The 19,940-nt window shown below is 63.2% G+C and carries 19 protein-coding genes; 7 read left to right on the top strand and 12 right to left on the bottom strand.

Annotated elements, in window-relative coordinates; all coding sequences use genetic code 11:
- Nucleotides 1–10 precede the first annotated feature (10 nt).
- On the top strand, nucleotides 11–1,483 hold the full coding sequence (locus ACXAED_RS25535) for a uracil-xanthine permease family protein (RefSeq protein ID WP_475054631.1): 1,473 nt from the start codon (nucleotides 11–13) through the stop codon (nucleotides 1,481–1,483).
- A gap of 64 nt (nucleotides 1,484–1,547) precedes the next feature.
- Here the strand turns inward: ACXAED_RS25535 and ACXAED_RS25540 are convergent, their stop codons facing one another.
- The 5 genes from ACXAED_RS25540 to bhcA form a co-directional block, all read right to left on the bottom strand.
- Nucleotides 1,548–2,060, bottom strand: coding sequence for an AmiS/UreI family transporter (locus ACXAED_RS25540; RefSeq protein ID WP_475054633.1), 513 nt, complete (start codon nucleotides 2,058–2,060; stop codon nucleotides 1,548–1,550).
- A gap of 95 nt (nucleotides 2,061–2,155) precedes the next feature.
- Nucleotides 2,156–3,121, bottom strand: a complete 966-nt coding sequence (bhcD, locus tag ACXAED_RS25545; RefSeq protein ID WP_475054635.1) for an iminosuccinate reductase BhcD — start codon at nucleotides 3,119–3,121, stop codon at nucleotides 2,156–2,158.
- 72 nt (nucleotides 3,122–3,193) lie between these two features.
- Nucleotides 3,194–4,357 carry a 3-hydroxy-D-aspartate aldolase BhcC gene (gene bhcC / locus ACXAED_RS25550; protein ID WP_475054636.1) on the bottom strand — a complete coding sequence of 388 codons (1,164 nt, stop codon included), beginning with the start codon at nucleotides 4,355–4,357 and terminating at the stop codon, nucleotides 3,194–3,196.
- Nucleotides 4,358–4,373: 16 nt separating this feature from the next.
- A complete protein-coding gene (gene bhcB / locus ACXAED_RS25555; RefSeq protein ID WP_475054639.1) occupies nucleotides 4,374–5,342 on the bottom strand; it encodes a beta-hydroxyaspartate dehydratase BhcB in 969 nt (322 codons plus the stop codon).
- Complete coding sequence (bhcA, locus tag ACXAED_RS25560; protein WP_475054640.1) at nucleotides 5,342–6,532, bottom strand: L-aspartate--glyoxylate aminotransferase BhcA; 1,191 nt, start codon at nucleotides 6,530–6,532, stop codon at nucleotides 5,342–5,344. The genes bhcB and bhcA overlap by 1 nt, the downstream gene beginning before the upstream one ends.
- Before the next feature lie 198 nt (nucleotides 6,533–6,730).
- Here bhcA and bhcR point away from each other — a divergent pair, with 198 nt between their 5' ends.
- Entirely contained in the window at nucleotides 6,731–7,564 is an 834-nt protein-coding gene (gene bhcR, locus ACXAED_RS25565; protein ID WP_475054641.1) for an HTH-type transcriptional regulator BhcR, read from the top strand.
- A 51-nt stretch (nucleotides 7,565–7,615) separates the two neighbouring features.
- On the opposite strand, the gene ACXAED_RS25570 is transcribed toward bhcR, so the two are convergent.
- The 7 genes from ACXAED_RS25570 to ACXAED_RS25600 all read right to left on the bottom strand — a co-directional run bounded on the left by ACXAED_RS25570 (nucleotide 7,616) and on the right by ACXAED_RS25600 (nucleotide 15,343).
- Nucleotides 7,616–8,446 (bottom strand): bifunctional allantoicase/(S)-ureidoglycine aminohydrolase, encoded by an 831-nt coding sequence (locus tag ACXAED_RS25570; protein WP_475054643.1) that lies wholly within the window; start codon nucleotides 8,444–8,446, stop codon nucleotides 7,616–7,618.
- A gap of 126 nt (nucleotides 8,447–8,572) precedes the next feature.
- On the bottom strand, nucleotides 8,573–9,658 hold the full coding sequence (gene modC, locus ACXAED_RS25575; RefSeq protein WP_475054645.1) for a molybdenum ABC transporter ATP-binding protein: 1,086 nt from the start codon (nucleotides 9,656–9,658) through the stop codon (nucleotides 8,573–8,575).
- The gene (gene modB, locus ACXAED_RS25580) at nucleotides 9,658–10,362 is read right to left on the bottom strand and encodes a molybdate ABC transporter permease subunit (protein ID WP_475054647.1); all 705 of its coding nucleotides are present in this window, start codon (nucleotides 10,360–10,362) and stop codon (nucleotides 9,658–9,660) included. The genes modC and modB overlap by 1 nt, the downstream gene beginning before the upstream one ends.
- The gene (gene modA, locus ACXAED_RS25585; RefSeq protein WP_475054649.1) at nucleotides 10,359–11,072 is read right to left on the bottom strand and encodes a molybdate ABC transporter substrate-binding protein; all 714 of its coding nucleotides are present in this window, start codon (nucleotides 11,070–11,072) and stop codon (nucleotides 10,359–10,361) included. The genes modB and modA overlap by 4 nt, the downstream gene beginning before the upstream one ends.
- Nucleotides 11,073–11,267: 195 nt before the next feature.
- Entirely contained in the window at nucleotides 11,268–11,831 is a 564-nt protein-coding gene (locus tag ACXAED_RS25590) for a chemotaxis protein CheD (RefSeq protein WP_475054652.1), read from the bottom strand.
- A 26-nt stretch (nucleotides 11,832–11,857) separates the two neighbouring features.
- A complete protein-coding gene (locus tag ACXAED_RS25595; protein ID WP_475054702.1) occupies nucleotides 11,858–12,802 on the bottom strand; it encodes a CheB methylesterase domain-containing protein in 945 nt (314 codons plus the stop codon).
- A gap of 168 nt (nucleotides 12,803–12,970) precedes the next feature.
- Nucleotides 12,971–15,343 carry a methyl-accepting chemotaxis protein gene (locus ACXAED_RS25600; protein WP_475054655.1) on the bottom strand — a complete coding sequence of 791 codons (2,373 nt, stop codon included), beginning with the start codon at nucleotides 15,341–15,343 and terminating at the stop codon, nucleotides 12,971–12,973.
- A gap of 424 nt (nucleotides 15,344–15,767) precedes the next feature.
- Between ACXAED_RS25600 and ACXAED_RS25605 the strand changes: the two genes are divergently transcribed.
- The 5 genes from ACXAED_RS25605 to ACXAED_RS25625 are packed head-to-tail and all read left to right on the top strand — an operon-like array spanning nucleotide 15,768 to nucleotide 19,928.
- Nucleotides 15,768–16,055 (top strand): STAS domain-containing protein, encoded by a 288-nt coding sequence (locus tag ACXAED_RS25605; protein ID WP_421056856.1) that lies wholly within the window; start codon nucleotides 15,768–15,770, stop codon nucleotides 16,053–16,055.
- Complete coding sequence (locus ACXAED_RS25610; protein ID WP_475054656.1) at nucleotides 16,052–16,426, top strand: response regulator; 375 nt, start codon at nucleotides 16,052–16,054, stop codon at nucleotides 16,424–16,426. Before ACXAED_RS25605 ends, ACXAED_RS25610 begins: the two co-directional genes overlap by 4 nt.
- A gap of 1 nt (nucleotide 16,427) precedes the next feature.
- Nucleotides 16,428–18,596, top strand: coding sequence for a chemotaxis protein CheA (locus tag ACXAED_RS25615; RefSeq protein WP_475054658.1), 2,169 nt, complete (start codon nucleotides 16,428–16,430; stop codon nucleotides 18,594–18,596).
- A complete protein-coding gene (locus ACXAED_RS25620) occupies nucleotides 18,586–19,068 on the top strand; it encodes a chemotaxis protein CheW (RefSeq protein ID WP_008558479.1) in 483 nt (160 codons plus the stop codon). Before ACXAED_RS25615 ends, ACXAED_RS25620 begins: the two co-directional genes overlap by 11 nt.
- On the top strand, nucleotides 19,065–19,928 hold the full coding sequence (locus ACXAED_RS25625) for a CheR family methyltransferase (protein ID WP_475054660.1): 864 nt from the start codon (nucleotides 19,065–19,067) through the stop codon (nucleotides 19,926–19,928). The genes ACXAED_RS25620 and ACXAED_RS25625 overlap by 4 nt, the downstream gene beginning before the upstream one ends.
- Nucleotides 19,929–19,940 lie beyond the last annotated feature (12 nt).

The raw sequence follows: 19,940 nt of genomic DNA on the forward strand, positions 1-19,940 counted from the left end.
GAGAATATTCATGGCTGACACTTCCCTTGGGACGCCAGCGCAGCTGCGCGATCCCAACTACACCCCGCCGCTGATGCAGGCCGTGCCCCTGGGCATCCAGCATGTGCTGGCGATGTTCGTCTCGAACATCACGCCCGCGATCATCATTTCAGGTGCGGCGGGCTTTGGCTTTGGCTCTGATGCGGGGGCGCAGGGCTTCCCGGACATGAGCTACCTGATCCAGATGTCGATGCTGTTTGCCGGCATCGCGACGCTGTTCCAGTCGATCGGAATGGGCCCGGTTGGTGCGCGCTTGCCGATTGTGCAGGGCACCAGCTTTGCCTTTATTCCGATCATGATCCCGCTGGTTGCCGGCAAGGGGGTTGAGGCGCTCCCCGCGATATTCGGCGGGGTGCTGGTCGGCGGGCTGTTCCACGCAGCACTTGGCACTATTATCGGCCGCATCCGCTTTGCGCTGCCGCCGCTGGTGACCGGCCTCGTGGTCCTGATGATCGGCCTGTACCTGGTGCGCGTTGGCATCGAATACGCGGCAGGCGGCGTGCCGGCCAAGGCCTTCGGTAAAGAAGAATACGGCAGCCTGCTGAACTGGTCGGTGGCGCTGGTGGTGATCTTCTCGACGCTGGGCCTCAAGTTCTTCACCCGCGGCATGCTGTCGGTCTCCGCGGTGCTGATCGGTATCCTGGTCGGCTATGTCTATTCGATGTTCTTTGGCCTCGTCAGCTTTGACAGCATCGGCCAAAGCTGGAGCAATGCAGCCGCCTTTGGCCTGCCGAACCCGTTCAAATACGGGATCGAGATCACCACGGCGGCGGTGATCGGCTTCTGCCTGATGTCCTTTGTCAGCGCGGTGGAAACCGTGGGCGATGTCAGCGGCATCACCAAGGGCGGTGCCGGGCGTGAGGCGACGGACAAGGAGATCCAGGGCGCGACCTATGCTGACGGTGTCGGCTCGGCCATCGCCGGCCTGTTCGGCGGGCTGCCTAATACCTCCTTCAGCCAGAACGTCGGCCTGATTGCCATGACCGGTGTGATGAGCCGCCATGTGGTGACCATCGGCGCGATCTTCCTGATCATCTGCGGCCTGGTGCCCAAAGTCGGCGCGCTGATCCGCACCATCCCGATCGAAGTTCTGGGCGGCGGTGTGATCGTGATGTTCGGCATGGTGGTGTCCGCCGGCGTCTCGATGCTGTCGGATGTGGTCTGGAACCGCCGCAACATGGTGATCTTTGCCATTGCGCTGTCGATCGGCTTTGGCCTGCAGCTGGAGGTGATGAACCTCAAGCCCGGCTCGCCGAACGCGCTGCAGTACCTGCCCGATACCCTGCGCATCCTGGCCGCTTCGGGGATCCTTCCGGCCGCGCTGATTGCCATCGTGCTGAACCTGATCCTGCCGGAAGAGCTGGCGGATGAGGCCACTGAGGAAGTCTCGGGCGGCATGAGCGGCCATGGCAAAGGGTCGCTGCCGCATGAGGACCACGCCTGACGCGCCCAGCGTCGAGTGAAAATGAGAGAGCCGGCCCATTTTGGGTCGGCTTTTTTGTGCGGGTTCACCCGCCCAAGCCGTGCAGCACCGCCAGCCCCGGCAGCCAGCCCGTGAAGATCCCGCACAGCAGCGTTGCAATGGCGGTCAGCTGGGGGCTGCCGCGCCTGAGAGCGAGGTTCAGGAAAAACAAGAACCACAGCCCGGACCAGGCGGCCCAGCATCCGGCCAGCCACACATCGAACAGCCAGTCTGCCTGTGCCAGGACCCGCAGCACCATCGGCGCTGCGGTCAGCGCCACAAAGCCGCTGAACCAGCCCAGCCCCTCGCCGCTGGACGCAAAGGTGCGGTTGTAGGCAACCCACAGATAGGTGGTCCCGAACAGCAGTGTCATGCCTGCATCCAGCAGGTCCGTCGGCTGCTGTGCATCCAGCGCGATCAGCAGGACCACGGCAAAGAACACCAGCGTCGCAACCGCGTTGATCAGGATGATCTCGCGGTCCTGAATGCGGCCCATCTGCCAGAGACCGTTCAGGCACAGCACTACGCCGACCACCAGCAGGCTCAATCCCAGAAACATTTTTGCAGTACCCCAATGAAAAACAGGAGAGAGGTACACCTCTCTCCTGCCGCTCCGCTACGCGGATATTTGCAGAATGTGTTTCTGGCTGGGGCTTAGAAATCGACCTCGATGGCGATGCCTTTCTCGACCGCAACTTCGACGACCGAGGCCGCGACGGCCAGATCCTGCAGGCCGACGCCGGTGCCGTCGAAAAGGGTGATCTGATCGTCGGAGGTGCGGCCCGGGTTGGTGCCGTTGATCACCGCGCCGATCTGGGCCACGTCAGACTCCTGGATCAGGCCCTGGGCCACTGCGTGCTGCGCCTCGCCGATGGAAATCGACTGCGCGACCTCGTCGGTGAAGACGTCTGCCGCCACCAGCAGCTGGGGATCAACCTCCTGCTTGCCCTTGGTGTCGGTGCCCATGCAGGCGATGTGGGTGCCGGGGCTGACCTGACCGGCCTTCAGGATCGCATCGAAGGACGAGGTGATCGAGATGATCACATCCGCCTCGCGCATGCCGTCCAGCTCGACCGCCTCAAAGGGCAGCCCTGCCTCGTCCGCCACCTCTTGCAGGTTCGGCAGCATTTCGGGGTGCAGGTTCCAGCCGATCACTTTCTCGAAGCTGCGCTGCTCCAGCGCCGCGCGCAGCTGGAATTTGGCCTGGTGGCCTGCGCCGATCATGCCGATCACCTTGGCGTCCTGGCGGGCCAGATGCTTGATCGACACTGAAGAGGCCGCAGCGGTGCGCAGCGCGGTCAGCAGGTTGCCGCCCACCATCGCCTTCACCTTGCCGGTGTCTGGGTCGAACAGGAAAACGGTGGACTGGTGATTGATCAGCCCGCGCTTTTCCAGGTTGTTCGGCCAGTAGCCGCCGGCCTTGAGGCCCAGGGTGAGGCCTGCGCGGTCGAAGCCGCCCTTAAAGCCGTAAAGCGCGTCTTCGTGACCGATCGCCTCGCGCACCACTGGGAAGTTGTAGGCATCTCCCGAAGCCATGGCGGCAAAGACCTTCTCGACCGCATCGAACGAGGCCTCGCGGGTCACCAGGTCCGCAATCGCCTTTTCCGGAACGATATACATGTCTGTTTCTCCTCAACAAAAAAGCCGGCGGAGGGCGGCATGCGCACCTCCGCCAGTTCGGGGATCGTTTGCTTAGTAGGCCTTGCCGCGTGCCGAAACGGGCCAGACGGTTTCGACCTTTCCGTTGCGGACACCGACGTACCAGTCATGCACGTTGGCGGTCGGGTCGCAGTGGCCGGGCACCAGGCGCAGCTTGTCGCCCACTTTCAGCGCGCCGTTCGGGTCGGAGACCACACCGTGCTCATCCGAGCATTTGATGTATTCCACGTCGTCGCGGCCAAAGATGAAGGGCAGGCCGCTGTCGACCGACTGCGCCTTGAGGCCCGCGTCCACGATGGCCTTGTCGGCTTTGGCGTGGCTCATCACCTGGGTCAGCAGGAAGAAGGCGTTTTCCCACTCGCCCTGATCGATCCGTTTGCCGTCCTTGTCCAGGATGCGGCCGTAATCCGCGTCCATGAAGGCGTAGGAGCCGCACTGCAACTCGTTGTACACGCCCGAGTTCGATTCAAAGTAGTAGGAGCCTGTGCCGCCGCCGGAAACCAGCTCGCACGCGATGCCTTCAGCCTTCAGGCCTTCAACCGCATCAGCGACCTGGGCGATGGCGATGTCCAGCTTGGCCTTGCGGTCTTCGTAACTGTCCATGTGCTGCATCGCGCCCTGATAGGCCTGGATGCCGGAGAACTTGAGGTTCTCTGCCGCGTTCACCGCCTTGGCGATCTCGACAACCGCCTCAGTGGTGGTCACACCGCAGCGGCCTGCGCCGCAGTCGATCTCGGCAAAGACTTCCAGTTCGGTGCCTTGCTTCTGCGCCGCTGCCGACAGGTCGGCCACGTTGTCCAGATCATCGACGCAGACGATGGTGCGGGCGCCCAGTTTAGGCAGGCGGGCCAGACGGTCGATCTTTTGCGGGTCGCGGACCTGGTTGGAGACCAGAATGTCCTTGATGCCGCCGCGGGCAAACACCTCGGCCTCGGACACCTTCTGGCAGCAGACGCCAACCGCGCCGCCCAGTTCTTCCTGCAGCTTGGCCACGTCCACCGACTTGTGCATCTTGCCGTGCACCCGGTGGCGCATGCCATGCGCCTTGGCATAATCGCCCATCTTCTTGATGTTGCGCTCCAGCGCGTCCAGGTCGAGGACCAGCGCCGGGGTCTGGATGTCAGCCTCGTCCATGCCCGGGATCGCCGGGACGTCAAAGCCGACTTCGAGCTGATCAAAATTTGTCTGTGCGTTCATTTCAGTATTCCCCAGTTTAGCTGTTCATCCAGGGCAGCTTGTCGAGGTCGACATTGCCGCCGGTGACGATCAGGCCCACGCGTTTGCCGGCGAAGGCGTCTTTGTTTTTCAGAATGATGGCGAGCGGCACCGCAGAGGACGGCTCCATCACGATGCGCAGGTGCTTCCAGATCAGTTTCATCGCGTCGATGATCTCCGCATCGGACGCGGTGTAGATCTCGCTGACGTGGTTGCTGACGAAGTGCCAGGTCAGGTCCTTAAGCGGCACCAGCAGCCCGTCGGCGACGGTCTTGGGCGCATCATCGGCGATAATGTGGCCCGCCTTGAAGCTGCGGTAGGCGTCATCGGCCTGCTCTGGCTCTGCCGCGATCACTTGGGTTTCCGGGGCGAGCGTCGACAGCGTCAGGCAGGTGCCGGAGATCATGCCGCCGCCGCCGATCGGAGCCACAACCATGTCGAGGCCGCCAGTTTGCTCCACGAATTCCTTGGCACAGGTCCCCTGCCCCGCAATCACGCGCGGGTCGTTGTAGGGATGCACAAAATCGCCGCCGGTCTCCGCCTGCACCTTGGCAAAGGTCTCCTCGCGCGAACTGGTCGAGGGCTCGCACTCGGTGATACGGCCGCCGTACCGGCGCACGGTGTCCTTCTTGGCCTGCGGTGCCGTGCGCGGCATGACCACGTTGCACGGTATGCCCCGCAGCATAGCTGCATAAGACAGGCAGGAAGCGTGGTTGCCCGAAGAATGCGTGGCGACGCCCTTCTTCGCCTGTTCCTCATCCAGCCCGAACACCGCGTTGGTCGCGCCGCGCACCTTGAAGGCGCCCGGCTCCTGGAAGTTCTCGCATTTAAAGAACAGCTCAGCCCCGGTCAGCTCATTCAGGTAATCGGAGGTGCGCACCGGCGTGCGGCGGATGTGGGGCTGGATGCGCTCATGCGCAGCCAGCATGTCCTCGTAGGTCGGGATATACATAGCGGTATCCTTCATCAGGCGGCAGCCTTGGTGCTGGAGGCGGTGTTGCCGCGGTAGTAGTCCTGAGCCGCCGCCACGCCGGAGCCCAGCGGGATGTTCAGGCCCAGATCGGCCATGACCATTTCGGCAGTGGCAATGCCCGAGAGCGCCATCACGTCGGTCAGGCTGCCCAGGTGGCCGATGCGGAACACCTTGCCCGCGACCTCACCCAGGCCGGTGCCAAAAGCGACGCCGTATTTCTCGGCCGCCAGGCTGACGAACTTGTTGGCGTCAAAGCCGTCCGGCGTGCGGATCGCGCTGACGCTGTCAGAGTAGACGTCCGGCGACATGGCGCACAGCTCCAGCCCCCACGCGCGGACCGCGGCGCGGACGCCCTCGGCAATCCGGTGGTGGCGGGCAAAGACGTTCTCCAGCCCTTCGTCCAGCAGCATACCACAGGCCATGTTCAGACCGTTCAGCAAACCGACAGAGGGCGTATAGGGATAGGCGCTGTTGGCATAGCCATTGGCCATGTCCTTGATGTCAAAGAAGGTGCGCGGCAGGGTCGCGGTCGCCGCCGCCTTCATCGCCTTGGGCGAGAAGCCGACGATGGCCAGGCCCGGCGGCAGCATGAATCCTTTTTGCGAGCCGGTGACGGCGATATCGACGCCCCATTCATCCATCCGGAAGTCCATCGAGGCGATGGAGGACACGCCATCCACAAACAGCAGCGCTGGGTGGCCAGCGGCGTCCAGCGCGCGGCGGACCGCGGCGATGTCGGATTTCACGCCGGTTGCAGTCTCGTTGTGGGTCGCCAGAACCACCTTGATCTCGTGCGATGTGTCGGCGGTCAAGATTTCCTCGTAGCGGTCAGCCGGAATGCCCTGCCCCCAAGGGGTTTCGACGACCTGAACGTCCAGCCCGTGGCGCTGGCACATGTCGATCCAGCGGTGGCTGAACATGCCGTTGCGCGCGGCCAGGATCTTGTCGCCTGCGTTCAGCGTGTTGGTGATCGCGGTTTCCCAGCCGCCGGTGCCGGTGGACGGGAAAACAAAAATCTCGGCGGTTTCGCTTTTCAGAACCTTCTTCACTCCGGCCAGTGCCGGGTGCAGGATCTGGCCGAACAGCGGCGAGCGGTGGTCCAGCGTCGGCATGTCCACTGCCTTGCGCAGCGCTTCGGGCATATTGGTCGGACCGGGAATGAAAACCGGGTTTTGAAAGCTCATATCGTGCCCTCCTGTGGCGATTTCCTTCACTCTAAAGGCAAGATGCGCGCAGGGAAATTTTTTTGAAAAAAGCTTTCAGAAACGCAATAAATGGCGATTTTGCGCATAATAACAAGGGCTTTAGTTTTTTCACTGTACAGAAGTGATTTTCAGTTTTATCCATAAGCTGCTTATTGAATCGCCTCGGGAGGCTTGAAAATGCCGCAAGCACCGCGCCGCAAGGGCCGCCCCAAAAGCTTTGATTCCGCCAGTCAGCCGCCCACGATTCAATCGCTTGACCGGGCGCTGGACGTGCTGGATGCGCTGGCGGGCGCCAGCGGCATGACGCTGACCGAACTGTCCACGGTGCTGAATCAGTCGGCGGCCACCATGTACCGGGTACTGGCGACGCTGGAGGCGCGCCAGATCGTCGAGATGGAGCCGCAGTCGCAGACCTGGCACATCGGCGCGATGGCTTTCCGCCTCGGCTCTGCTTTCCTGCGCCGCTCCAGCGTGATCGAACGGGCGCGGCCGGTGATGCGGGAATTGATGGAGGCAACGGGCGAGACCTCAAACCTCGGGATTGAGCGCGGCGGCGATGTGATGTTCGTGAGCCAAGTGGAGACCCATGAATTGATCCGCGCCTTCTTCCCGCCTGGCACGACGTCTCCAATGCACGCCTCGGGTATCGGCAAGGCGCTGCTTAGCTGCTTTGGCGAGGACCAGCTGAGCCGTTTCCTGCGCGGGCGGACGCTGCAGAAGTTCACGGAGAAAACCCTGACCTCGGCCGACACCTTGCGCGAAGATCTGGCGCAGATCCGCAGCCGCGGCTGGTCTTTCGACGATGAGGAAAAGGCGCCGGGCATGCGTTGTGTGGCGGCGCCGGTGTTTGGAATGCAGGGCGAGGTGCTGGCGGGGATCTCCGTCTCCGGCCCCACCACCCGGATGCCGGACGCGCGCATCAACGAAATCGGCGCCCTGGTCAGGGGCGCCGCAGAGAAACTGTCCTATGGATTGGGCGCGCCGGCAGCGGATCAGACCCCGCCCGGCTGACAAGCCGGGCAGCGCCCGGGCACATATCAGGGCCGGGCGCTCCCCCCGCCGTCAGCGCAGCGGTGCCAGCGGCATGTGCCGGTTCACGTCTTTGTACAACAGATAGCGGAACTTGCCCGGACCGCCGGCATAGCAGGCCTGCGGGCAGAAGGCGCGCAGCCACATGTAATCGCCGGCCTCGACCTCGACCCAGTCCTGGTTCAGCCGATAAACCGCCTTGCCTTCCAGCACATACAGGCCGTGTTCCATCACATGGGTTTCGGCAAAGGGGATCACCGCGCCGGGTTCAAAGGTGACGATGGTCACATGCATGTCGTGGCGCAGGTCATTGGGGTCGACGAAACGCGTGGTTGCCCATTTGCCCTCGGTTTCGGGCATCGGGGTTGGGTCGACGTGGTTCTCGTTGGTGACGAAGGCCTCCGGCGCGTCCAGGCCCGCAACCGCCTGATAGGCTTTGCGGACCCAGTGGAACCGCACCGGCGCGCTGCCGTTGTTGCGAAGGCTCCAAGCGGCATCGGGCGGCAGGTAGGCATAGCCGCCCTCGTCCATCTCATGCGCCGTGCCGTCGATGGTCAGCGTCATGGAGCCTTGGACGACAAACAGAACCGCCTCGGTGCTCGGCTCGGTTTCCGGCCGGTCGCTGCCGCCGCCGGGCTGCACTTCGGCGATGTACTGGGAAAACGTCTCGGCAAAGCCTGACAGAGGCCGCGACAGCACCCAGAAGCGGGCCTTGTCCCAGAACGGCAGAAGGCTTGCCACGATATCGCTCATCGTGCCCTTGGGGATCACCGCATAGGCCTCGGTAAACATCGCCCGGTCGGTGAGCAGTTGGGTCTGCGGCGGCAGCCCGCCTTCCGGTGCGTAATAGGATCGTTTGGTCATGGGCTGCCTTTCCTGCTGAACTGCTGCCCCTATTGATACCCGCGCTGCGCGCGCAACCGAACTTATTTCCGTATCAAGATTACCTGAAGGATTGTTCCGGAAATTTTGAAAGCAAGGGACTCCGTCCTATCCGGCCCCGCCGATATCTTCTGGCGCGATGGAGACGGTTTTGACCACGGCAAAGCAGTCCGCCCCCGGCTCCAGCTCCAATGCATGCGCCGACCGCCGGGTGACCCGGGCCAACACCCGGCCTGCGGGTGTCTGCAGTGAGACCATGGCGCCGGGACCGCTGCCGGTGCGGACATGCTCAACCGTGCCCGGCAGGATATTGAGCGCCGACAAACCTTCAGGGCGCTGGCGCGACAGGATCACCTCATGCGCCGAGATCCGCACCCGCACCGGGCTGCCCGGTGCCCGGGCGATTTGCGGCAGGAACAGCGGCACGCCGCCCGCCTCCAGCTCTGTCAGCCCATCGGAGTGGTGGCGGGCGACCCGAGCCTCCAGCAGGGCGCCCGCGGCGCGCACGCCTGCGGGCATGACCGCCGGATCCCCCAGCACCTCCGCCGCGCTGCCCTGGCGCTGCACCTTGCCGTCCTGCAGCACCACAACCGTTGTCGCCAGACGGGCCACTTCGGCGGCGGAATGGCTGACATAGAGCATCGGGATGCCGATCTCGTCCCGCAGCCGCTCGAAATAGGGCAGGATCTCCGCCTTGCGGGCCTCGTCCAGCGCCGAGAGCGGCTCATCCGCCAGGATCATCCGCGGCGCCGACAGCAGGGCCCGGCCAATCGCCACCCGCTGTTTCTCGCCACCCGACAACAGCCCCGGCCGCCGTTGCAGCAGCGGGCCGATGCCGAGCAGATCCACCACCCGCCCGAGGCTCTCCGGTTTGGCGCTGCGCGGAGCAAACCATTGCCCGAACAGCAGATTCTGCCGCACGGTCAGATGCGGAAACAACCGCCCCTCCTGAAACACATAGCCCATCCGGCGCTTGTGCGGCGGCAGCCATTGCCGCTGGGCGGTGTCAAACAGCACCTCGCCATTCAGCGTCACCCGCCCCTGATCAGGCCGCAGCAGGCCGGCAACCACCTGGATCACCGTGGTTTTGCCGGTGCCGGACCGCCCGAACAGCACGGTCACACCCGGCGGCGCCTCGAACTGCACATCCAGCCCGAACCCCGTCAGCGCATGTTGCAGCGACACGGTCAGCATCAGCGCCCCCCGGCCCGGTCAGCGGCCCGGCGCGCCAGCCGTTCCGACAGCAGCAGAGCGGTCAGGGCGATTGCGATCGACACCAGCGTCAGCCGCAGCGCCGCGGTCTCACCGCCGGGAACCTGCAGGAACGTGTAAATCGCTGAAGGCAAGGTCTGGGTCTGCCCGGGAATGCTGGAAACAAATGTGATGGTGGCCCCGAACTCCCCCATCGCCTTGGCAAAGCCCAGCACCGCGCCGGCAATCAGCCCGGGCAGGATCATCGGCAGGGTGATCGTGACAAAACACAACAGGCGCGACGCGCCGAGGGTGGCGGCGGCCTGCTCAAGCTTGGGGTCCACCGCCTCCACCGACAGGCGGATGGCCCGCACCATCAGCGGAAAGGCCATGATCCCGGCCGCCAGTGCCGCCCCGGTCCAGCGGAAGGCAAAGACGATGCCAATTTGCTGCAGCGCTCCGCCAACCGGCCCCTTGGTGCCAAACACCATCAGCAGCAGGTAACCGGTCACCACCGGCGGCAGGATCAGCGGCAGATGCACCAGGCTGTTGACAATCTGCTTGCCGGGAAACTGCCAGCGCGCCAGCGCATAGGCCACGAAAACGGCCAGCGGCAGCGCCGCCAGCGTCGCCCAGAGAGAGACCCGCAGCGACAGCATCACAGCCTGCCATTCCTGCGGCCCCAGCCATGCCGCCTCAGCGCTCACTCCGCCAGCACCCCAAAGCCGTGGCGCAGAAAAATCTCCTGTGCCGCGGGGCTGCGCAGATAGTCAAGAAACGCCATAGCTTCTGGGGTGTTGCCGCCTGCGACGGCAGCGGCTGGATAGACGATGGGCGGGTGGCTTCCCTCCGGAAAGACTGCGATCACCGATACCCTGTTGTCTGCGCTGGCATCGGTCGCGTAGACAACTCCCAACGGCGCCTCGCCAGAGGACACCAGCGCCAGCGCAGCACGCACATTGGCGGTCTGCGCCACTTTGGGCGCAACCGCCGTCCACTGGCCCAATGCCGTGAGGGCGGCTTTGCCGTAGATGCCCGCGGGCACAGCATCAACCAGTGCCATGGCCAGCTTACCCTCACCGAGCAGCCCGCTCAGGTCACTCGACGGCAGGTTCAATTCGGCGGCGTCTTTCCCGTGAGCGATGAGCACCAGGCGATTTGCGAGCAGATCCAGGCGCGAGGCCGGATCTACCAGCCCCTCCTGCTGCAGAACATCCATCCAGCCGGGGTTGGCGGAGAGGAACACATCCGCCGGCGCACCCAGCTGGATCTGCCGGGCCAGCGCCGGAGAGCCGGCATAGGAAATCGTGACGGTCCGTGCGGTCGCGGACTGGTAGGCTGTGGCGGCCTCATCCAGCGCTGTCTTGGTGCTGGCGGCGGCAAAAACCGTGATCTGGGCCTGCGCCATCGCCGCCATGCCGCATATCAGCAGAACAGCCGCTGCCAAGCCCCGCCGGAGGCCCGGCAGAATCTGAGGAGGCGATGATGAAGCCTGGTTTGTTCTCATAGCCTCTAATGGACTACCCGCGCCGGGCAGCGCGGGCAAACGGTATTTAACTCCGCCCGGTTTGCACCGGGCGGCCCGGCCTGCCGGGCTTGCCGTTCTGACCGGTCAGAACAGGGTGACAGCGCCCGCGCCGCCTGCCGCCGGTGCGGGTGCCGGTGCCGGGCGCGTTGCGGCGCGCTGCTCCATTTCACCGAGCTTGCGGTCGTCCTGCACATGGGTCTGCTGGGCCGCGCCGGAACAGGCATGGAACCGCACCCTGCGGGCAGACGTGCCGCCGACGCTGGAGGAAACGCAGGGGATACCTTCGTCGCGCAGGAACCGCTGCACGAAATCGGCATTGGAGGCGCCGATATCCGACAGGTTCGCAGACATCTTGGCGCCGCCGAAGACCTTGGCCTTCAGATTGGACCGCACGGCGCCCTTCTTCATGATGCCGTTGATCAGCAGCTCCATCGCGTGAATGCCGTAACGGGCGTTTGCCGCCCCGCCCTGGCGGGCATTTGCCAGCAGGAAGTGATTCATCCCGCCGACACCATTTTCCGGATCGTAAATACACGCCGCGATGCACGAGCCAAGCACCGTGGAGAACACGGTTTTCGGATCGGTGGTCACCCGGTATTCCCCCTGAAGAACCGTTACGGATTTCGAGTTGGCGAAAACAGTGGTCAAGGCTTTAGTCCCTTCCTGCGGTGTGTTCAGGCCTTGCTGGCCTGTAGTAGTGTGCTGGCCATCCGGGCCAGAGGCACCTGCTGCTGCGCGGCGCCGATATCCCACGCGACTCTGGGCATCCCGTAAACGACCGAGGACTTCTCGTCCTGGGCAAAGGTCTTGGCGCCGGCCTTGCGAAGGTCCAGCAATCCCCGGGCTCCATCCTGGCCCATGCCGGTCAGGATGGTGGCAACAACGTCCTTTCCATATGGCACGGCAGAGGTGAACAGAGCGTCAACAGACGGCGTGTGGCCGGAAATATCCGGCCCTTCCTTCATCCGCAGCCGCAGCGGCTTGCGGTTGCTCAGCCCCATGTGGCGGCGCTGGCCGGCAGCGATGTAGACATGGCCCGGCTCCAGCGCGACGCCGTCCTCGGCCGGGCGCACCCGCGCCGGGCAGATCCGGTCCAGAAGCGAGACCAGGCCAGAGCCGAAATTCTTGCCGGTATGCTGGACAATCAGGGTCGGCGGGCAGTCGAATGGGAAACCGACCAGAATGCTGCGCAGGGCTTCCACCCCGCCGGTTGAGGACCCGATCAGGATCAGTTTGCGGCTGCCGCCCGCGGCTGACGCCGGGCGGCTGGCCGATGTCCGGGACGCCGCACGGGGGCTGCGGCGCGGCGCCTTGACCATCATGTCGAAATACTGGGCGAACTGGCTGGGGTGGTCCGCCTTTGTCAGCTCGAAGATGCCCGCACCGACGTCGAGCAACGGCGAGGATTTCCGGGCCGGGGTCGCGCCGTGGGTGTCCATGACCGAGACCCAGCGCGTGTCCATGGCCGAGAACAGAGCCATCATCATCTCGAATTCCGGCAGCTTGGTAAAACCGTCCTCCACAAAGGCGAAAACCGGCTGCGCCGCTTCAGCCTGATTGTAGGCCATCATCAGGTTGTTCGCCAAATACACCCGCATGCCCGGGTAGGCGGACTCCATATAGCTTTGAAGGTTTCTGGCAAAGCTGCGGTCAGTGGTAATGATCAATAAGTTATTCGAAGACAATGGGTTCCCCAGTCAATTTGCGGTACCGTCAGAATTGCGGCACAGGTTGCCATGGCCTGGAGGCGCCGCTGCCCGGGCAGCGGCGCCTCCGGTGAGTTTCGTTTAGAAGTCCTGCCAGAGATCGCGGGCAGCATTGCCGCTTCCGGCTGCTGCCGCGGCGGCAGGCGCTGCGCTGGCCTCGATCTCCCAGTTGTCCTCGCCATGCGCCGAAGGTGCAGGCTTTGCCGCCGGAGCGGCCGGGGCCGCTGCCGGAGCAGGACGGGCTGCCGCGCTGCCGCCAGCCACCCGGAAATGGGCGACCAGTTCCGCCAGCTTGGTGGCATCCGTGTTCAGCATGTGGCCGGCCGCGGTCGCCTCTTCCACCATTGCCGCGTTCTGCTGGGTCACTTGGTCCAGCTGGGTGACGCCGGTGTTGATCTCATTAAGGCCGGTCGACTGTTCTGCGGCGCCCTCGGCAATGCCGGAGACCAGCTGCGAGATATGGGTGACCCGTTCGACGATACTTTGCAGCGCCTCGCCGGCCTTGCCGACCAGATCCACCCCGCGCTCCACCTGTTTGGAGCTGTCGCTGATCAGGGTCTTGATCTCCATCGCCGCATCCGAGGAGCGCTGCGCCAGCGCCCGCACTTCGCTAGCGACGACGGCAAAGCCCTTGCCGGCCTCGCCTGCCCGTGCGGCTTCAACCCCGGCGTTCAGCGCCAGCAGGTTGGTCTGGAAGGCGATGTCGTCGATCACCGAGATGATCTGGCTGATGTGGTTCGAGCTTTGCTCAATTTCGGTCATGGCCGACACCGCGCTCTGCACCACCTCGCGGTTGTTCTCCGCTTCGGTGCGCGCCTCAGCCATGGTGGCCTCAACACTGCGGGCGCCTTCAGCCGCGGATTTCACCGATGCGGTCAGCTCATCCAGCGCCGCAGCGGTCTCCTCCAGCGTGGCAGCCTGGCTTTCGGTGCGGTGCGAGAGGTCGTCGGAGGCCTGGCTGATCTCGGCGGCACCGTTGCGGATACTGCCGGAGGCCTCAACCACCTGCTGGACGGTGCCGCTCAGATTGGTGACAGTGCTGTTGAAATTCTTCCTCAGCTGTTCGTATTCCTGCGGAAAGGAGTCTCTGATCTGCTGCGAGAAATCGCCATCGGCCAGCCGCACGAGGCCCGCGCTCAGGCTTTCGACCACCTGCTGCTGCTGCTGCTGCATTTCAGCACGTTCCTCTTCCGCAGCGCGGGCCTGCTTCAGGTCCTGCTGCATTGACACTAGCGTCTTGCCGATTTTGCCGATCTCATCGCTGCGGCTTGCCTCGGCAACGGTAATGTCGAGATCACCGGAGGACACCGCCTCCATGTTGTCGCAGATCCGGTCGATCGGCTTGGTGATGGAGCGGGCGAACAGCCAACCGAGGAACGACATGGCGGCTGCGCAGGCGACCGAGGCCAGAAGCAGCATGTTACGCTTCTTTTCCGCCGGAGCAATCAGCTCGGCCAAGTCCTGCTCGGCGATGATCGCCCAATCTGCAAAGGCGAGCGGAAGCGGTTCCGAATAGGCCAGCACAGGATGCCCGTCGAGGCCGGGAACATTTTTCTGCACGTGCGATTTTCCATCAAAGGCTTCCACCACCTGCTTGGTCGGGGGGAGTTGCGAGAGCACTTTGAAACCCTCTTCGAATCGCGAATTCGTGCGGGCCTGCATATCGGAGCCAACCAAGTAGACTTGGGTGGTTTCGCCCATCCCTTGCTCATTGTTGATGATCGACCCGATCAAGCTGACCGGAATCTGCACTGCCAGCACACCCACGGTGAGATTGGCGTCGTTCACAACCGGCGTCGCGGCAAAGCCTGCTGCCTTGCCCCCGCTTGCTGCGTAAGGCTCCAAATCGGCAAAGAACACCTCGCCGCGGCTGCCTTCGAGCGCTTCACGATAGACGGTTGCAAGGCCGGTGTCCTTGAACGGTCCCGTCATCATATTGGTGCCGAAATCGTTTTCCTTGAACACCGAATAGACGACGTCGCCGGCCAGGTTGATCAGGAAGGCGTCATAATACCCCTTGCTTTCGATCAGCGTTTTGTAGGCCGGATGAAAGCTCTCGTGATGCATGTGATAGGGGGAGTCGCCCTTGCCGCGCGCCAGCAGATGTTTCTGCCCCGCCGGATGCGGGTTGTCGTCGATATAGGCCTGGCGCAGAATCTCGCCCGGATTTCCCTCCAGGTCGTTCCACGTCATCGTCAGCCATTCTATGGCGGTTGCCGTCGACGGCACGGAGGCCAGCGTCTGGACATCCGCATGAATCCCGTCCAGCAAGGTCTGCACCGACAGCTTGCGGTCCGCCACCATGGAGCTCAGCTGGTCCTCGGCATTTGTTTCTGCGCTGCGCTGGAAGCTGAGCGTGCTGATGGTGACGAGAATCGCCGTCACAAGCACAACCAATCCAACAACAAACAACGGCAGCTTATGTGCCAGTTTAAGCGATTTCAGGGCTTTCATTCCGTCCTCCTAAGAGTATTGCGGTCTGGGCCACCGCAATTGATGATGCCTCTCAGGATGTCGTGCAGATGTTAATTTGCAGCTTACGGAAGGGCAGCCTGATCCTGTTCGACAGCAAAAAAGGACGGGAATCCGAAGCGCAACAGCGTCACTCCGTAAAGGTCAGGTAAAGATGCATCTTCTGGCTGAGCGCCGTCTCCTGGGCACGCCCGCAAGCACGCCAGCATGGCGTTCAGGTGATTCTCTGGAGCGTTGAGCCACCGTTAAAAATTGACAGGAATTTCCACGCGGAATTGCCCGCCCTCTCCTTATGAATCCCCCTTGGCGGGCGCGCTGCGGCAATCAAATGTTAAGGCCCCGCACCTATCAATTGCTTCATCGAACTCGAATTGATCGCCGACAACGGGGGTGCGAATCGCCGAACATGACCACGGAAACGCAAAAGCATATTCTTGATCTGCCGAATGCCTTCGCGGAGCTGGATCCGCTGATCGCCTTCCTTCAAGGGGCACGTGCCAAGGCGGTCGAAATCGACTGCAGCGGCGTTGCTCTGATGCCTTCGCGCTGCCTGCAGATTCTGCTCGGAGCAGAGCAGCAGTGGCGGTCCGAGGGGGTAGGCTTCTCAGTCACCAATATCACCGAATCCTGCCGCAAGTCCCTGACGCTTCTGGGGCTGGAGCCCAACCGTTTTGAAGACGAGGAAACAGCATGAAGACCAAAGTTCTGGCAATCGACAATTCCCGCACGATCCGGAATCTTCTGGCCGCAACCCTGGAAGAGGCCGGGTTTGAATACCACTGTGCGGTCGATGGCCGCGAAGGGGTGGACATGTACTCCGACGTCGACCCCGACGTCGTGATCACCGACATCAACATGCCCAACCTCGACGGCTTCGGCGTGATCGAAGAGCTGCGCGGCCACGGCATCAACTCCAAGGTGCCGATCCTGGTGCTGACCACCGAAAGCGCACCGGAGCTGAAGGCCCGCGCCCGCGGTGCAGGCGCCACCGGCTGGATCACCAAGCCGTTTGACGATGCTTCGCTGATCTTTGCGCTCAAGCGTGTAACCGGAGCTGCGGCCTGAGATGTCCGGCTCGATTCAGGATACCTTCTTTGAGGAGTGCGAAGAGCTCCTCGAAGCAACGGATGAGGGTCTGACCGCCATCGAAGGAGGCGATCACGACTCTGAGGTTGTCAATGCGATCTTCCGCGCCGTGCACTCGATCAAGGGCGGCGCCGGGGCTTTTGGCCTCGATGATCTGGTGGCCTTTGCCCACCGGTTCGAGACCGTGTTTGACGAAGTGCGCTCCAACCGGCTGGATCTGGACGAGAAGCTGATTCAGCTGCTGCTGCGTTCCAGCGACCACCTGTCGGCGCTTGTCGAGGCGGCCCGCGATGGCGGCCAGATCGACGAGGCACACCATGATACCCTGCTGGCGGCCCTGGATGAGTATATCCCGGAGGAAGAGGAAGACCTCACCTTCGAGCCGATGGGACTTGGCGGCCCGGCACCGATGATGGACCTTGGTGATATCGGCGGTGCCCCGGCGGAACCGCAGGAGGAGACATACCGGATCCGGTTCCAGCCGCTGAAGGAAATGTACGGCACCGGTAATGAGCCATTTTTCCTGTTCCAGGCGCTGAGGGACATGGGTGACCTGACCGTGAAGCTCGATGAGAACGAGCTGCCTGGTTTTGACACCATGGACATGGACGAAAGCTACCTGGCTTGGGATCTGGTCCTGGTGACCAAGGAGACCCGGTCAGTGGTCGAGGCGGTGTTTGAGTTTGTCGAAGGCCTTTGCGAGCTGTCGATTGCCGGGGATGGTGACGCGGAAGCAGAGGCAAATGCCTTGGCCGCACTGGATGCGATGTTCAGCACCCCATCCGCTCCTGCTGCCGCAGACAGCACAGACGGGGAGGCCGCAGCCGCCCCTTTTGAACCGCCGGTCCCCGCACCTGAACCCGAAGCCAAGCCGGCAGCTGCCGAAGAAAAGGCATCGGCCCCGAAAGCCGAGAGCGGCAAGCAGGAGCAGCGCGGCGGTCCAAAGCCGACGCTCCGCGTCGAGCTCGAGCGGGTGGACCGGCTGATCAACGCTGTCGGGGAGCTTATCATCAACCATTCGATGCTGGCGCAGCAGATTGCCAATCTCAACGTCGCCGACCTGCGCGACGTCGAGACGGAGCTCGAAGGTTTCAAAAACCTGGCGCGCGACATCCAGGAAGGTGTCATGGCCATCCGTGCCCAGCCGGTGAAACCGCTGTTCCAGCGCATGGCCCGGATCGTGCGTGAGGCTTCCGCAGCCACCGGCAAGACCTGCAAGCTGGTCACCGAAGGCGAAAACACCGAAGTCGACAAGACGGTGATCGAACGGCTGTCCGATCCGCTCACGCATATTCTGCGCAATGCGGTCGACCATGGCGTCGAAAAGCCCGAAGACCGGGAAGCCGCACGCAAACAGACCACTGGTGAAATCCGCCTGTCTGCCTCGCACCGTTCCGGCAGCGTCTGCATCGAGATCAAGGACGACGGTGCCGGCGTGAACCGGCCGCGGGTCAAGCAGATCGCCATCGAAAAAGGCCTGATCCCGGAAAATGCCGAGCTCACCGACAGCGAGATCGACAATCTGCTGTTCGCACCGGGCTTTTCCACCGCAAAAGAGGTCTCCAACCTCTCGGGACGCGGTGTCGGTATGGATGTGGTGAAGAACGCGGTTACCGGCCTTGGCGGCCGCATCAACATCTCCTCGACCCCGGGCAAAGGCTCGACCTTTACCATCATCCTGCCGCTGACGCTGGCGGTTATGGACGGCATGGTGGTGTCGGTGGCCGATCAGACCATGGTGGTGCCGATCACCTCGATCGTCGAAACCATGCGCGGCAGCGACGACATGATCAACAACCTCGGCGCCGACGGCACCCTGCTGTCGATCCGCGGCAACTTCGTGCCGATCTGCGATGTGGCAGGCGGCCTGGGCCTGTACCGCGAGAGCGACCAGCAGGCCGGCGTCTACCTGCTGGTGGAGACCGAGACCGGCCAGCGCTGCGCCTTGGCGGTGGATGATATCCACGACCAGCGCCAGGTGGTGATCAAGAGCCTGGATGGCGTCTGCGGGGAAATTCCCGGCGTCGCCGCTGCAACCATTCTGGGCGATGGCAAGATCGCCATGATCCTGGACCCAGAAAGCATCATTGCGGCCTCGCCCACGGCGGCCGCCTTTGACACCGAGCGGAGAATGAGCAATGCAAGCTGAAGTGAAGCAAACCGATCAGGAAGTGAAGCACGCTGAACACAGCGAGTTCGTCAGCTTCACCGTGGCAGGCCAGGCCTTTTGCCTGAAGATCACCCAGATCCGCGAGATCCGGCGCTGGTCGCCGGTGACCATCCTGCCGCATGCTCCGGCCGATGTGCTGGGCGTGATGAACCTGCGCGGCGCGGTGATCCCGATCTATGACCTGTCGGCACGCTTCGGCCTGCATCAGACCGAAGCCAGCGAGCGCAATGTGGTCATTGTGGTCTCGGTGCATGGCAAGCCTGTCGGGCTTCTGGCGGAGTCGGTTTCGGAGATCATCTCGATCAACCCGGACGACATCCAGGACACCCCGCCGGTCGACAGCCGCAACACGATGGAATACATCCAAGGCATCATCTCGCATGATGACACCATGGTGCGCATCATCAATCTGGATGCGGTTATCTCGGCTCCGGAGCAGGTGATGCCGTGAGCGCAGAAGGTTCCATCTCTCCCGCAGCTGAAAGCTTGTCGCTGACAGACCAGGAATTCGAGTCGATTGCGCAATTCGCGCATAAACACTTCGGCCTGGCCTTGGCGGCAAGTAAGAAACCGCTGGTGTCTTCGCGGCTGGCGCGCAAGCTGCGCCAGCGAAACTTCTCCAGCTTCAAGGAATATCTGGCGTGTCTGGATGGTCCCAATTCCGAGCAGGAGCGCAGCGGCCTGCTGTCGCTGCTGACCACAAATGTGACCCACTTCTTCCGGGAGCCGCATCACTTTGAGACGCTGCGCAACGACGTCCTGCCGCCGCTGATCGAGCAGGCGCGGCGCGGCGGGCGGGTGCGGCTTTGGTCGGCGGGCTGTTCCAACGGACAGGAACCCTATTCGATCGCCATGACTGTTCTGGACCTGTGCCCGGACGCGGCCAAGCTGGACTTTAAGATCCTCGGCACCGATATCGACCCGGTTGTGGTGCGCCACGCCCAAGGAGCGAAGTATCCTGAGGACGAGCTGGCCCAAATCGACGCGAAATACCGCAAGCTGGTGCCCGCCCGGGACGCCGAAGGGCGGCTGCCGGACAACCTGCGCAAGCTGATCACCTTCGGGGTGCTGAACCTGATCGAGCCGTTCCCGTTCCGGGGCAAGTTCGACGCCATATTTTGCCGCAATGTGGCGATCTATTTCGACAACCCGACCCAGCAGAAGGTGTGGCAGGCCTTCCAGAATGCCCTGAACCCGGGCGGTTATCTCTTCATCGGGCACTCCGAGCGCATGTCCGGCCCGGCAGCGCAGCACCTGAAGACGGCCGGGATCACAACTTATGTCAACTCACCCGCTGGCAGGACCTCCTGACCACGGCTGCAA

Source organism: Leisingera sp. ABM4_103 (genome assembly GCF_056158685.1).

Bases quoted from the DNA above. Each gene is read 5' to 3' on its own strand.
- ACXAED_RS25535 (WP_475054631.1), top strand. From the start codon at position 11: ATGGCTGACACTTCCCTTGGGACGCCAGCGCAGCTGCGCGATCCCAAC.
- ACXAED_RS25540 (WP_475054633.1), bottom strand. From the start codon at position 2,060: ATGTTTCTGGGATTGAGCCTGCTGGTGGTCGGCGTAGTGCTGTGCCTG.
- bhcD (WP_475054635.1), bottom strand. From the start codon at position 3,121: ATGTATATCGTTCCGGAAAAGGCGATTGCGGACCTGGTGACCCGCGAG.
- bhcC (WP_475054636.1), bottom strand. From the start codon at position 4,357: ATGAACGCACAGACAAATTTTGATCAGCTCGAAGTCGGCTTTGACGTC.
- bhcB (WP_475054639.1), bottom strand. From the start codon at position 5,342: ATGAAGGATACCGCTATGTATATCCCGACCTACGAGGACATGCTGGCT.
- bhcA (WP_475054640.1), bottom strand. From the start codon at position 6,532: ATGAGCTTTCAAAACCCGGTTTTCATTCCCGGTCCGACCAATATGCCC.
- bhcR (WP_475054641.1), top strand. From the start codon at position 6,731: ATGCCGCAAGCACCGCGCCGCAAGGGCCGCCCCAAAAGCTTTGATTCC.
- ACXAED_RS25570 (WP_475054643.1), bottom strand. From the start codon at position 8,446: ATGACCAAACGATCCTATTACGCACCGGAAGGCGGGCTGCCGCCGCAG.
- modC (WP_475054645.1), bottom strand. From the start codon at position 9,658: ATGCTGACCGTGTCGCTGCAACATGCGCTGACGGGGTTCGGGCTGGAT.
- modA (WP_475054649.1), bottom strand. From the start codon at position 11,072: ATGGCGGCGATGGCGCAGGCCCAGATCACGGTTTTTGCCGCCGCCAGC.
- ACXAED_RS25595 (WP_475054702.1), bottom strand. From the start codon at position 12,802: ATGGAGTCCGCCTACCCGGGCATGCGGGTGTATTTGGCGAACAACCTG.
- ACXAED_RS25600 (WP_475054655.1), bottom strand. From the start codon at position 15,343: ATGAAAGCCCTGAAATCGCTTAAACTGGCACATAAGCTGCCGTTGTTT.
- ACXAED_RS25605 (WP_421056856.1), top strand. From the start codon at position 15,768: ATGACCACGGAAACGCAAAAGCATATTCTTGATCTGCCGAATGCCTTC.
- ACXAED_RS25610 (WP_475054656.1), top strand. From the start codon at position 16,052: ATGAAGACCAAAGTTCTGGCAATCGACAATTCCCGCACGATCCGGAAT.
- ACXAED_RS25615 (WP_475054658.1), top strand. From the start codon at position 16,428: ATGTCCGGCTCGATTCAGGATACCTTCTTTGAGGAGTGCGAAGAGCTC.
- ACXAED_RS25620 (WP_008558479.1), top strand. From the start codon at position 18,586: ATGCAAGCTGAAGTGAAGCAAACCGATCAGGAAGTGAAGCACGCTGAA.